This is a genomic window from Acinetobacter sp. ANC 4173, assembly GCF_004331255.1.
In the GTDB taxonomy this organism is placed as follows: Bacteria; Pseudomonadota; Gammaproteobacteria; order Pseudomonadales; family Moraxellaceae; genus Acinetobacter.
The window spans coordinates 99,169-112,267 of sequence record NZ_SJOF01000012.1; the positions used below are offsets into that span (position 1 = coordinate 99,169).

The 13,099-nt window shown below is 40.9% G+C and carries 9 protein-coding genes; all 9 read right to left on the bottom strand.

The genetic code is table 11. The features are described 5' to 3' along the window. Positions 1–22 precede the first annotated feature (22 nt). The 9 genes from E0H94_RS13960 to E0H94_RS14000 all read right to left on the bottom strand — a co-directional run bounded on the left by E0H94_RS13960 (position 23) and on the right by E0H94_RS14000 (position 12,498). Positions 23–385 (bottom strand): hypothetical protein, encoded by a 363-nt coding sequence (locus tag E0H94_RS13960; protein WP_227548638.1) that lies wholly within the window; start codon positions 383–385, stop codon positions 23–25. Positions 386–640: 255 nt separating this feature from the next. After that, positions 641–1,396: a TorF family putative porin gene (locus E0H94_RS13965; RefSeq protein ID WP_131327075.1), complete on the bottom strand. Its 756-nt coding sequence runs from the start codon at positions 1,394–1,396 to the stop codon at positions 641–643. A gap of 70 nt (positions 1,397–1,466) precedes the next feature. Further along, positions 1,467–3,767 (bottom strand): primary-amine oxidase, encoded by a 2,301-nt coding sequence (gene tynA, locus E0H94_RS13970; protein ID WP_131327076.1) that lies wholly within the window; start codon positions 3,765–3,767, stop codon positions 1,467–1,469. Between the two features lie 121 nt (positions 3,768–3,888). Beyond that, the gene (locus tag E0H94_RS13975; RefSeq protein ID WP_131327077.1) at positions 3,889–4,572 is read right to left on the bottom strand and encodes a response regulator transcription factor; all 684 of its coding nucleotides are present in this window, start codon (positions 4,570–4,572) and stop codon (positions 3,889–3,891) included. Between the two features lie 134 nt (positions 4,573–4,706). After that, positions 4,707–5,597, bottom strand: a complete 891-nt coding sequence (gene sucD, locus E0H94_RS13980) for a succinate--CoA ligase subunit alpha (RefSeq protein WP_116759804.1) — start codon at positions 5,595–5,597, stop codon at positions 4,707–4,709. 11 nt (positions 5,598–5,608) lie between these two features. Then, positions 5,609–6,775 (bottom strand): ADP-forming succinate--CoA ligase subunit beta, encoded by a 1,167-nt coding sequence (gene sucC, locus E0H94_RS13985; protein ID WP_131327078.1) that lies wholly within the window; start codon positions 6,773–6,775, stop codon positions 5,609–5,611. A gap of 175 nt (positions 6,776–6,950) precedes the next feature. Beyond that, positions 6,951–8,384, bottom strand: a complete 1,434-nt coding sequence (gene lpdA / locus E0H94_RS13990; protein WP_131327079.1) for a dihydrolipoyl dehydrogenase — start codon at positions 8,382–8,384, stop codon at positions 6,951–6,953. Between the two features lie 60 nt (positions 8,385–8,444). Next, positions 8,445–9,659 (bottom strand): 2-oxoglutarate dehydrogenase complex dihydrolipoyllysine-residue succinyltransferase, encoded by a 1,215-nt coding sequence (gene odhB / locus E0H94_RS13995; protein ID WP_131262489.1) that lies wholly within the window; start codon positions 9,657–9,659, stop codon positions 8,445–8,447. A 16-nt stretch (positions 9,660–9,675) separates the two neighbouring features. Continuing rightward, positions 9,676–12,498: a 2-oxoglutarate dehydrogenase E1 component gene (locus E0H94_RS14000; RefSeq protein ID WP_131327080.1), complete on the bottom strand. Its 2,823-nt coding sequence runs from the start codon at positions 12,496–12,498 to the stop codon at positions 9,676–9,678. Between the last annotated feature and the right edge of the window lie 601 nt (positions 12,499–13,099).

Consider the following 13,099-nt stretch of genomic DNA (forward strand, 5'->3'; position numbering starts at 1 on the left):
AACGAAAAAATATTACGGCCTTTTAGAATAAACCGACCCAAAAGAATCGGATTAACTGTCCCCGATCATGGGGGAAATTTGACAGATATTCATAGCCGAGTTTATTTCGCTTATTCAGTTTAATTTCAATACCATACCCAAATGATATTTTTAAGGCATCCAAATCTGAACTATTGAACTGACCTGTACCCAGTTTGTTCGTGAAATTATCAGAATTATAAGCGGTATAATTAAACACCCGAATATATTCATTTTCATAAAAGTCATTGTTGACTACGCTGTAATTCTTTTCTTCTTCATTATGCTGCTCTGCAAGATGCTGATAATAATTGAAAATTTCATCACCAATAAACTCATCCATTTGTACATCTGCATTTTCAGCCATAGCAACATTCATCAATAGAAAAATCAGAAGGAGTACCCGAAAAAAGAACAAATGAACCCGTCTTAACATTTGCAATATTGTGTCTTGAAAATATAATTTTATGCGTAAATATAGCATAGTTAAACAGCATCACATACAACGCCAAATTAAACTATAACCCTGATTTTGCAGCGAATAAAATTTCTTTTTTCAAAAGAAAAAGGCTTCATAAACATGAAGCCTTTTCTAACTTTAAAATAATTGAATTTATTTAGATTAGAATGGTTTGGTCAAAGAAAATACGACACTTCCTTTCATGATATTGGCATCATTATCGATATTATTATCAATCCATACCAACTCTGAATTTAGCCCCAAAACTTCCGCACCCAAACCAATTTTATAATCGAAATAATCGTCTTGCTGACCATCGCCACCAAATGCTTTAGCAAACTGTTCATTATCTTCCAGTTTGGTATAACCCAAGCTCGAAACAAGTTTAATGTTCTTATACACAGGGAACTTATAACTTGTATTTAAATAAATTTCTGTGCCTGATTTAAATGCAAATTCTGGTGAATAAAACACGCCCGCTGTGAAATAGTCACCACCTATCATTAAATCACTATGGTTGTAGTTCACACCAAATTCACTAAAATCGGTATGAAATTCTTTAATCGTGCCAGGATAATTTACATCGGCATAGTTAATATCTAGGAATGATTTTTCCGTGAGAGGTAGAATATAACCGACAAAAAAATCTGCCTCTAAATTTCCACCCGCCCCTACATCCGCATTCGAGGCCCATAAGCTTAAATATGCCCCTGATTTGTGCGAAAAAGTCAAAGCGCCTTGAATAGCAGGATCACGATTTGACATTGAAACACCGCGGAAACGATAGTCTGTTGCCATAGTCAGCGAGCCAGAAAGACTGACCGCAGGAACTGCTTCTGGTGCATCTTCAGCAAAAGTCGCTGCCGAAGCCATTAAAAGTGACACTGTCAACAACTGTTGAGCACATAATTTAAACATAGATTCCCCCAAATCTTAAGATTTGCCACATCAAGGTTTTGATATGGCATGTTTTATTGCTGTCCTAGCATTAATGTTGATGGGTCGAGCTGTCTTTTGATGTATTTAAATTTAATGTCGGTGTTTCATCGAAGAAGTTCCAAGGTTTAAGCAACACATTCACCCACTCCGTTGGCATGATTGGCCATTCTTCTGCACGAGCAACGTGCGTTGTACCCGTGGTTAACCAGACCACCAAGTCTTTGTTGTCAATATTGTCGTTATTTTTAACAAATTGCCCCAAGCCTGTATCTTTGTCAGAACGGTTTGGATATGCACCCTCAGGATATAACTCTGTCGGATTATATTTGGTCACCCAAATTTGCTTGTCCATAAAGTTCAAACGCTTGAATAACCATTCATCTGGACTAAAGTTTGCACCTTTGGCAATTGGGTGCGTGCCACCAGCAAATGGAATCAGTTGATAAGAAACTGGATTGCCAACTTTATTCTCTTTCGAATAATTACTGATTAAACGAATGGTCGATGGATTAAATTTCTCTGCTGCTTCTTGTTCGTTATTCACAACATGTTTTTCGATTTCCATCGCACTTTTACGAACACCTTTTTTATTGACATTCACAACAGGGTTCATGTGGGTCAGTGTATTGTTCTCACCATCTACATCTAAATCTAAACGGAAGTTATAAATATGCTGATGGGTTGTTCCCACAATATTATGATCAATCAAAGTACCGTAACGAGTATCTTCTTTGGCTGTTGCATCATGCATAGTTGACGCTTTTACCCCTTTAACTGCTTCAATACCTGTTGCACCTGCATTAATCCCTATGGTGCCATTGTCCGAGAAGACCCAGTCAAACATGTAGTCATAGTTACCGACTGTACTAATCCAGCGCACCACAAGCTCACGGCGCTCGGCACTTACATTGCTTTGTCCCATTTCCTGATGTTTAAACTCTGGCCCGGCATAGCGTTCGAATACGGCAATTGCATTTGGAATAGTAATCGGATTGCCTTGATAGTCAGCAATCACCGCATCCAATAACACCGCATTTTCAGGTACATCTTTACCGCGCTCAATGGATGAGGTTAATGTTCCCATTCCATATTCACCAGAGTCGAGATAAGACTTGAAGTACCAACCCATATCTGGATCGCCATAAGGAACGACCATGCCGCCAAGGTTTCCTTGGTACATGACCTTACGCTTGACACCTTTATCTTTAAAAGTGACTGTGCCAACTTGTAACCCTACACGTGAATCCAATCCTACGTGGAAGCACCAGTTACCCCAATGAATATACTGCCCCGTGATGCTGTAGTTTTTACCCTCAGGCTCTACAATATTTAAAGGCTTACGTGTTTCTGCCTTTTTATCACGACCGTCATAAGGACGTGGTGTCATAGGTACAGGCACTAAACTGCCCTCTTCAATTTTGACAATTTTCTTTTTGTCTAAATCGACGACAGCAACCAAATTTTCAATTGGATGTGCCCAATAGTTGCCATCACCGACATCAAGATAGCTCACAATTTTCAGTAGGCTAAGTTCTTTGTTTAAACCATCTTCACCGCCAAAGTATCCTACAGTCAGAGGTGTACCCACGACTTTAGTGACATCTGTAATGCCACGTTTTGCTAACGCAGCTTTGTACTCTGGACTCTTCTGAATGACCTCTTGTACCATCATAAAGTCATCCAGCAACACCATACCATGCGTTGCAGGCAAGACCTTCCAAGCCGTCACTTGTTGTGTATTCAGATCAACGACACCCTCAATAATATTATCGCTTTGCAATAAGCTAAACTCGGCTAAGCGTGGACCTTTATATTCAGTATGATTCAACACACTATTCCAAACCGCATTTTTCTCAGGCTCTTGCAAACGAATACGACTGAAACGTAATGCTTTTGGCGCGCGTTGATCTGCCTGAATAATTTTAGTCACTGACTGAATTTCTTCTGTCGTTAAGGTATTTAACGGATGCTTTACCGTTTCAACTTGAAAGGTTTGATCAAGTCCAGATTGGAAAATCTCATTTGCCAATGTTTCCGATGCCATGGCTTGACCATCTTTTACAATGATTGGCGCTGAAATTTTTAATGGCTTGCCATTCACCATAATGGTGGTTGAATTGGGTTTTGCTCGGACTAAGGTCGAGTTTTTGCTGATGGTATAGACATTGGCATATTGGTCTTGCTGTACCGTTGCACCAACCGATTGCATGGCTTGTTGTAGCGGTAACATTTTCGCCGCTTCACCATGCGCCATTGCTTGAGTTGCACATGCACCAATTGCCATTACACCAACAACATTTGATATTTGTTTAAGATATTTTTTCAGCATTTGTGAATGTAATGTTTTCATCTCGGATTTCCTTAGCCTTACAAACTGTTTTTCTATGCTGAAAAATTACGCTGTTCCCTATACAAAAAAATCATCCCAAAGGATGATTTTTAAAATTGAAAATGGATTGCACTTTTATCTATTACGGATGTAAGCCAGACAATACTCGGCTCATTAATTCCTGACGGCTTCTGACCTGTGTTTTTTGATAGATATGCTGTAGATGAGTTTTTATGGTTGATATTCCGCAATGCATTTCATTGGCCAGCGCTTGATTATTTAGACCTTTGCATAACAAGCCCAATACTTTAGATTCTTGTCGCGTCAGTGACTCTGTTAAACCTTCATTAAACAGGCTGACCTGATGGCTAGAAACATCATAAATTTGATTAAAACAACATGTAGTCAAATCATAAAATGACTCAATCATTTTTAACTCTTGATCAGAAAATTCGGCATAAGCTGAAGAGCGGACCAAACTCATACCGCGTACAGGAACCCCATTCTGCCTAAAAAAAAGCTCAATCGTGTCTTTTACATTCCATTTTTTTCTAAAGTCATCATACTCATCATTAGAAGTCACGGCTTGTAATACACTAAACTTCATATCGGTTTGATGGTATGCAAAACGAAAATGTACAGGGTCAAAACATTGCATACCTCCCAAGTATTCATCGACTGCTTGACGAGATATGCCCTTGAACGAGTATTGACTTGCTGTTGTTTCAGCGTCGATCTGAAATGCAACCAATCCATCAAATGGCAGCACTTTCTGGATATTACGGGTGAACTCTTCGCTGAACTGATTCCAATTTACCGCTTGCATCGTATCAAGACACTATTTTGAATGAATATACTTGCTCAGAGCAATTTATATACCAAACATAATGCGATAAACGTAAAAAAGCGCATGCTACCTAAGTAACACACGCTTTCTATAGGTAATAAGTCTGAAAAAAATTAAGCTAAACCTTTTTCTTTCAATACTTGTAACATGGTAGAACCGAGCTCGGCAGGACTGCGTGTATACGCCATTCCAGCGCGTTCAAAGGCTGCGAATTTTTCTTCAGCAGTTCCTTTACCACCTGAAATAATCGCACCAGCATGTCCCATACGCTTACCTTTTGGTGCGGTTACACCTGCAATGTAACCAACTACAGGTTTAGTCACATTCGACTGAATATATTCAGCTGCTTCTTCTTCAGCCGAGCCTCCAATTTCACCAATCATGATAATGGCATCTGTGTCTGGATCATCTTGGAACAGTTTTAACGCATCAATTTGGTTCATCCCTGGAATTGGGTCACCACCAATACCGATACAGGTCGATTGTCCTAGACCCAGTTTAGTGGTCTGAGCAACCGCCTCATAAGTCAATGTTCCTGAACGAGAAATAATTCCGATACGACCCGGTTGATGAATATGCCCTGGCATAATTCCAATTTTACATTCACCCGGTGTAATCACCCCTGGACAGTTTGGACCCACTAGACGCGTACCATTGCCATTGGTTTCTAAATAGCGCTTGGCTTTTAACATATCTAGCGTCGGTACGCCTTCGGTAATCACCACAATCAGCCCAACCCCTGAATCGACAGCTTCAACAATCGAATCAAGGACATAAGGCGCTGGCACATAAATCACAGATGCATCTGCTTGCGTTTCACGCACAGCATCTTTCATGGTATTAAAGACGGGTAAATCTAAATGAGTCGTGCCACCTTTACCTGGGGTCACACCACCCACAACTTTGGTTCCATAGTCGAGTGCTTGTGCAGAATGGAAAGTACCATTTTTACCTGTGAAGCCTTGTACCAATACTTTTGTGTTTTTATTAATTAATACGCTCATGATGGCACTCCTTATGCTTTTACTGCTGCAACAATTTTTACTGCTGCATCAGCCAAGCCATTTGCAGAAGTTAATTTCAAACCTGATTCATCTAGAATTTTTGCACCCAATTCCGCATTGTTGCCTTCTAAACGAACCACGACAGGAACACTCACATGGACTTCCTGCACCGCAGCAATAATGGCTTCAGCAATCATGTCACAACGAACAATACCGCCAAAAATGTTAATTAAAACGCCTTGTACCGAGGTATCTGCCAAGATTAACTTGAATGCTTCAATCACGCGTTCTTTGGTTGCACCACCACCAACATCTAAAAAGTTTGCAGGTTGCCCACCATAAAGTTTAATGATATCCATGGTGGCCATTGCCAAACCTGCACCATTGACCATACATCCAATATTACCTTCTAAAGCAACATAGTTCAGATCAAATTCCGATGCTTTTAATTCACGTTCATTTTCTTGTGATTTATCACGAAGTGCAGAAACTTCTGGCAAACGATATAAAGCGTTTGAATCAATACCAACTTTGGCATCGACACATAAAATTTCACCATTTTCGCGGACCGATAATGGGTTAATCTCGAATAAGGCAAAATCATTTTCAATAAATGCTTGATATGCAGCTGTCATAATTTTGACAAATTGTGCAATCTGGCCATCTTTTAATTTCAATGCAAATGCAACTTCACGTGCTTGAAAAGGCTGTAAACCCACCAATGGGTCAACTTCTACTTTAATAATTTTTTCTGGGGTTTCTTCTGCAACTTTTTCAATTTCTACACCGCCTTCGGTCGATGCCATAAACGTTACACGGCGACTTGAACGATCAACGACCGCACCAAAATATAGCTCACGTTCTACTGGATAGACATCCTCACAAACCAAGACACTATTCACAGGCTGACCATTGGCATCAGTCTGATAAGTAACTAAACGAGTACCGATGATATGGTTTGCGTAATCTGCCGCTTCAATACTGGATTTTACAACTTTAACACCACCAGCTTTACCACGACCACCAGCATGCACCTGCGCTTTCATAACCGCAAATTTTCCACCAAGTTGCTCGAAGGCTTTCACAGCTTCTTCTGCATTGGTTGCCAATACACCTTCTTGAACAGGCATACCATATTTTTTTAATAACGCTTTGGCTTGATACTCATGTAGATTCATTGACTAACCTTCTACTACTTCTTTGCTTTGTTATGGACTGACTAATCCCTAGACTCACGTCTTATTTGGTATTAGTCCTTATTACATTTTTTCTTTCTTATTTGTAGTAGATTGTTCTGGTAAAAACAACCTTTAATCAAAAAAAAAGAGCGGTTAAAACCGCTCTTTTCTTGTCTTACTTACGCTTACGCTGAATTGCGTGAATTGCTCTGCCATCGACAGCCAATGCAGCTTCATGAACAACTTCAGAGAATGTTGGGTGACCAAAAGTCATCAACTGTAGATCTTCAACCGAAGATACAAACTCAAGTGCGATCATACCTTGGTGTACGATATCAGACGCAGCAGGTCCAATTACGTGCATACCGAGTAAACGATCTGTTTTCGCATCAGCAACAAACTTCACAAAACCTGCATTTTCACCAGCAGCCATTGCACGGCCATTTGCAGCAAAACCGAATTGACCGGTTTTCACTTCATGACCTTTCTCAACAGCTTGCTGCTCTGTTAAACCTACCCACGCCGCTTCTGGGTGTGTATAGATCACAGAAATAATGGTGTCATAGTTCACTTGAGCTGCATGACCGTGAATACGTTCAACAGCCATTACGCCTTCTTCCATTGCTTTATGTGCAAGCATTGGGCCGCGTACTAAGTCACCAATGGCATAAACGCCTTCAACAGACGTTGCGCACCAATCGTTTACTTCAACTAAACCGCGTTCAGTCAGTTTAATACCGCAATCATCAGCCAATAGACCTTCAGCGTATGCACGACGACCTACACAAACGATCAACTTGTCGAAAGTTTGAGTTTTGTCTTCGCCACCTTGAGTGTACTGAACAGTAACTTCTGAACCATTGACTTCTGTACCAGCAACTTTAGCACCAACACGAATATCAAGACCTTGTTTAGTCAAAAGTTTTTGATAGTCTTTTGCCAAAGCTTTATCAGCCATTGGTAAGAATGCATCCATTGCTTCAAATACAACAACTTCAGCACCCAAACGACGCCAAACAGAACCAAGCTCTAGACCAATCACACCAGCACCAATCACACCTAAACGCTTAGGTACTTCTTGGAATTCTAGTGCCCCAGTTGAATCAACAATAATGTTTTGATCAACTGGTGCTGATGGAATGTTAATTGGCACAGAACCCGTCGCAAGGATCACGTACTTAGGCTCTAAAACTTGAGTTTCACCTTCGTGAGATACAAATTCTACTTTTTTACCTGCAAGTAATTTACCTGTACCTTTTAACCACTCAATACCGTTACCTTTTAGAAGGCCATCAATACCCATGGTAAGTTGGTCAACAATTTTGTCTTTACGTGCAAGAAGTTTAGACAAATCAAAGTTCACATCACCTGTGGTAATACCATGATCAGCTAAGTGATGCACTGTATCTTCATAACGATGTGAAGAGTCAAGTAAAGCTTTAGAAGGAATACAACCCACGTTTAAGCAAGTACCACCCAAAGATGGTTTGCCTTTGTGAATACGTTTTTCGATACACGCAACTTTAAAGCCTAATTGTGCTGCACGAATCGCTGCTTCATAGCCACCTGGGCCACCGCCAATTACAACAAGATCAAATTGTTGAGACATGTTTATCTCCAAATACAGGCTTAGAGGATCGCTCTAAGCCTGTTATTTTTATTCTATCGATTAAAGGTCAAGGATCAATTTAGCTGGTTCTTCTAACAATTCTTTGATTGTTACCAAGAAACCTACAGCTTCTTTACCATCAATTAAACGATGGTCATAAGAAAGCGCTAAATACATCATCGGTAAGATTTCTACTTGACCATTCACTGCCATAGGACGCTCTTGGATTTTATGCATACCCAAAATTGCAGTTTGTGGTGTGTTCAAAATTGGCGTAGAAAGTAATGAACCGAACGTACCACCGTTAGTAATGGTGAATGTACCGCCAGTCATGTCTTCGATGCCCAATTTGCCATCACGCGCTTTGTAAGCAAAGTCACGGATACCATTTTCAACTTCAGCATAGTTCATACGATCTGTATTACGAAGCACAGGTACAACTAGACCACGCTCAGAAGATACCGCTACACCGATGTCGTAGTAACCGTGGTAAACAATGTCATCACCATCAATTGAAGCATTCACTGCTGGGTAGCGTTTAAGCGCTTCAGTTGCAGCTTTAACAAAGAAAGACATAAAGCCAAGACGCGCACCATGACGCTTCTCAAATGCGTCTTTATATTGTGCACGCATTTCCATAATTGGCTTCATGTTCACTTCGTTAAACGTCGTCAACATTGCTGTTTCTTGAGTTGCCGCAAGCAGACGTTCAGCAACACGCTTACGAAGACGTGTCATAGGAACACGTTTTTCAATACGCTCACCCACTGCAACGCTTAAAGGTGCTGCTGTGGTAGCTGGTTTAGCTTGGTGATTTGAAACATCTTCTTTGGTGATACGACCACCACGACCAGTACCTGCTACGTCAGCAGCAGCAATACCAGTTTCCGTTAATGCTTTACGCACAGCAGGAGCTTGATCTTGAACTTGTTGAGCACGTTCAACTACTGGTGCAGCACCCGCTTGAGTGTTTGCAGCAGCTTGTTCAACTTTCGCTTCACCTTGAACTGCTTCTGTTGCAGCAGCACCAGAAACTGCACCTTCCTCAAACTGAGCAATTACTTCAGCAGAAAGAACTGTGTCACCTTCACCTTTAATGATTGTAACGATTGTACCGTCAGCAGGAGCAACAACTTCTAAAACAACTTTGTCTGTTTCAATGTCACAGATCACTTCATCACGTGATACTGCTTCACCTGGTTGTTTGTGCCAAGTTGCGATTGTTCCATCAGCAACTGACTCTGGGAATACCGGTGCTTTAATTTCGGTTGCCATTACTTAGAATCTCCTGTTATTCAGCTACGATCGCTAAAGCGTCATTAACCAGCTGAGCTTGTTGTTTTGCATGCAAATATGGTGAACCACAAGCCGGTGCAGCAGAAGCTTCACGACCTGCATAACTGATACGTACTGGTTTAGCCGACTTCATTACGTCATCATATAAACGAGGAGCAATAAATAACCAAGCGCCTTGGTTCTTCGGCTCTTCTTGCGTCCAAACGATGTCTTTTACATTTGGATATTGAGCAAGAACTTCAGCAATACGTTGTTCAGGGTATGGATACAATTGTTCAATACGAACAATTGCAGTGTTATTCAACTCTTGCTCACGACGTTTCTCAAGCAAGTCGTAGTAAACCTTACCACCACAAAGCACTAAACGTGTTACGTCTGCTTTGTTGATGTTATCGATTTCATCAATCACAGTTTGGAATGTACCGTTTGCAAGTTCACTTAAAGTAGATGTTGCAAGTTTGTGACGAAGTAAAGACTTCGGCGACATGATGATCATTGGCTTACGGATTGGGCGAATCGCTTGACGACGTAAAGCATGGAAAATCTGTGCAGGCGTAGTCGGTGTCATCACTTGCATGTTGTCTTCAGCACATAGCTGTAAGAAACGCTCTAAACGTGCAGATGAATGCTCTGGACCTTGACCTTCAAAACCGTGCGGAAGGAGTAAGGTTAAACCACACACACGCTCCCACTTAGTTTCACCTGATGCAATGAACTGATCAATCACAACCTGTGCACAGTTTGCGAAGTCACCAAATTGTGCTTCCCAAATCACCAGGCTCTTAGGCAGTGTAGTTGCATAACCATACTCAAAACCTAACACCGCCATTTCAGACAATAATGAGTCATAAATAGCAGTACGTGGTTGATTTTCTTTGATGTGGCAAAGCGGAATATAGGTTGAACCATCCACTTGGTTATGCAGTTTTGCATGACGGTGTGAGAAGGTACCACGACCTACGTCTTCGCCTGTTAAACGGACCAAATAACCATCATCTAAAATAGATGCATAAGCCAAAGTTTCAGCTGCACCCCAGTTTAATGGCATTTCACCAGTTTGCATTTTCAAGCGATCATCAATCACTTTTGCAACTTGACGCTGCATCACGAAGCCTTCAGGAAGCTCACGCATTTTACGACCAAGTTCTTTCAAGCGATCTTCAGAGAACGTTGTATCCCAAATATCTGTGTATTCATGACCTAAGTACGGCGTCCAATCTACAAACATTTTTGTATTTGGCTCAAGTACCAGCGCATTCGCAACATGCTTACCTGCTTCTAAATCAGAACGGTAATCTTCAACCATCTGATCCGCTTTCGCACGGTCTAACACATTTTGTTGAACCAATTGGTCTGCATACAATGCACGTGTCGTCGTTTTCTTGTTGATGACTTGATACATCATTGGCTGTGTTGCAGCCGGTTCATCCGCTTCGTTATGACCACGACGACGGTAACAGAACATGTCAATTACAACGTCTTTACGGAAGGTATGACGGAAGTCATGCGCCAATTGCGCAACAAACAATACTGATTCAGGATCATCACCATTCACATGGAAAATCGGTGCTTGGATCATTTTCGCGATGTCCGTACAGTATTCTGTAGAACGTGCATCACGTGGATCAGAAGTTGTGAAACCGACTTGGTTATTCACCACAATGTGAACTGTACCACCAACGGTATAGCCACGAGTTTGTGACATTTGGAAGGTTTCTTGGTTAACACCTTGACCTGCAAATGCAGCATCACCATGCACAATCACTGGCAATACATCATCACCGCCAATGTCTCTACGACGTACTTGACGTGCACGTACCGAACCTTCTACTACTGGTCCAACGATTTCTAAGTGCGATGGGTTAAATGCCAATGCCAAATGAACTTCACCACCTGGAGTCATGACATTCGAAGAGAAACCTTGGTGGTATTTAACATCACCAGAACCTTTCTTATGGATGCTTTTACCTTCGAACTCACCAAATAGGTCTGCTGGGTTTTTACCCATGATATTCACAAGAAGGTTCAAACGACCACGGTGTGGCATACCAATGACCACTTCTTTACAACCTACAGAACCTGCACGTTGAATCAAAGCATCAACCATTGGAATGAAAGATTCACCACCTTCAACACCAAAACGTTTTGCACCTACGTATTTATTACCTAGGAATTTTTCTAGGCCTTCAGCCGCAGTTAAACGCTCTAATACGTGTTTTTTCTGGTCTGCTGTGAAGTTAAATTGCCCACGTGCACCTTCAAGGCGTTGTTGAATCCAACGTTTTTCTTTGGTATCAACAATGTGCATGTATTCTGCACCAATCGAAGCACAGTAGGTTGCTTCCATGGATTGAACCATTTCACCTAAAGTTGCTTCGTCTTTACCAATCAAAAGATTACCTGTATTGAATACAGTGTCTAAATCTGATTGAGTTAAGCCATGTGCAGCAAGATCAAGATCTGGCACGATTTCACGTTTTGCCAAACCTAGTGGATCAAGCTTCGCTTTCTGATGACCACGGTTACGATACGCTGCAATAAGTTGTAATACGCCAATTTGACGACGCTCATGTTCAGTACTAACTGTGCTTTGAACCACTGCCTGAACACGGCTTGAATTGCGGCCTAATAAGAGGAATTGCTCACGTACATTGCTGTGTGGTTGATCACCTTTCGGGAATTTATCGAAGTATACACGCCAATCAGCACCAACTGATTCAGGTGACGTTAAATACTGCTCATAAAGTTCTTCAATATACGCTGCACTATCAGCGGAAAGTTCAGTGTCAAGACGCAGAGCGTCAGCAACTTCTTGCATTTGTGGACCCATTTCCTATTGCAAAAATATTTCAGGTGCCTTTTAAGCAACCCCATGATTGATAATGTCAAATTGGTAACATGACATTAGTCCCTAGCAGACATCAGCCTCAGGGCGTTATCACCACATTAGGAGTATCCTGATGTGAAAAATGAACAACAACACCCTCAATGGCATCATCACTCATCCATATATACTCGACCGAAACCGAGCAATTTTTTGCAAAATCGTTTTAGAAAAGATAAATTCTTGATTTAGCTTTTCTAAAACCACTTAGAACGTATGTAAGCACCCAATTTATATCAAAAAATGTGTATTAATTAACCACAGTTTTTTTCAATATAACGATGTATCAAATCGTAACATGTTCCTCTTTCACCAATTGATTTTTTTGACACATACCATTCATAAATCAGCGAAATACACATAATATTTTATGCTGTAAACTACTGTGATTTATCATCAATTGACCACAAATCTAGACCAAAGTCCTATTTAAATTTAGCGAATAATAAAAAAGAGCATCTTCTTACAAACTGCCCTTTTCTAACGTTATATAATAGCATTTATTCTACGCGACAAACGCTTTTTCAGCATAAAT

Bases quoted from the DNA above. Each gene is read 5' to 3' on its own strand.
- E0H94_RS13965 (WP_131327075.1), bottom strand. From the start codon at position 1,396: ATGTTTAAATTATGTGCTCAACAGTTGTTGACAGTGTCACTTTTAATG.
- sucD (WP_116759804.1), bottom strand. From the start codon at position 5,597: ATGAGCGTATTAATTAATAAAAACACAAAAGTATTGGTACAAGGCTTC.
- E0H94_RS13960 (WP_227548638.1), bottom strand. From the start codon at position 385: ATGGCTGAAAATGCAGATGTACAAATGGATGAGTTTATTGGTGATGAA.
- E0H94_RS14000 (WP_131327080.1), bottom strand. From the start codon at position 12,498: ATGCAAGAAGTTGCTGACGCTCTGCGTCTTGACACTGAACTTTCCGCT.
- sucC (WP_131327078.1), bottom strand. From the start codon at position 6,775: ATGAATCTACATGAGTATCAAGCCAAAGCGTTATTAAAAAAATATGGT.
- E0H94_RS13975 (WP_131327077.1), bottom strand. From the start codon at position 4,572: ATGCAAGCGGTAAATTGGAATCAGTTCAGCGAAGAGTTCACCCGTAAT.
- tynA (WP_131327076.1), bottom strand. From the start codon at position 3,767: ATGAAAACATTACATTCACAAATGCTGAAAAAATATCTTAAACAAATA.
- odhB (WP_131262489.1), bottom strand. From the start codon at position 9,659: ATGGCAACCGAAATTAAAGCACCGGTATTCCCAGAGTCAGTTGCTGAT.
- lpdA (WP_131327079.1), bottom strand. From the start codon at position 8,384: ATGTCTCAACAATTTGATCTTGTTGTAATTGGCGGTGGCCCAGGTGGC.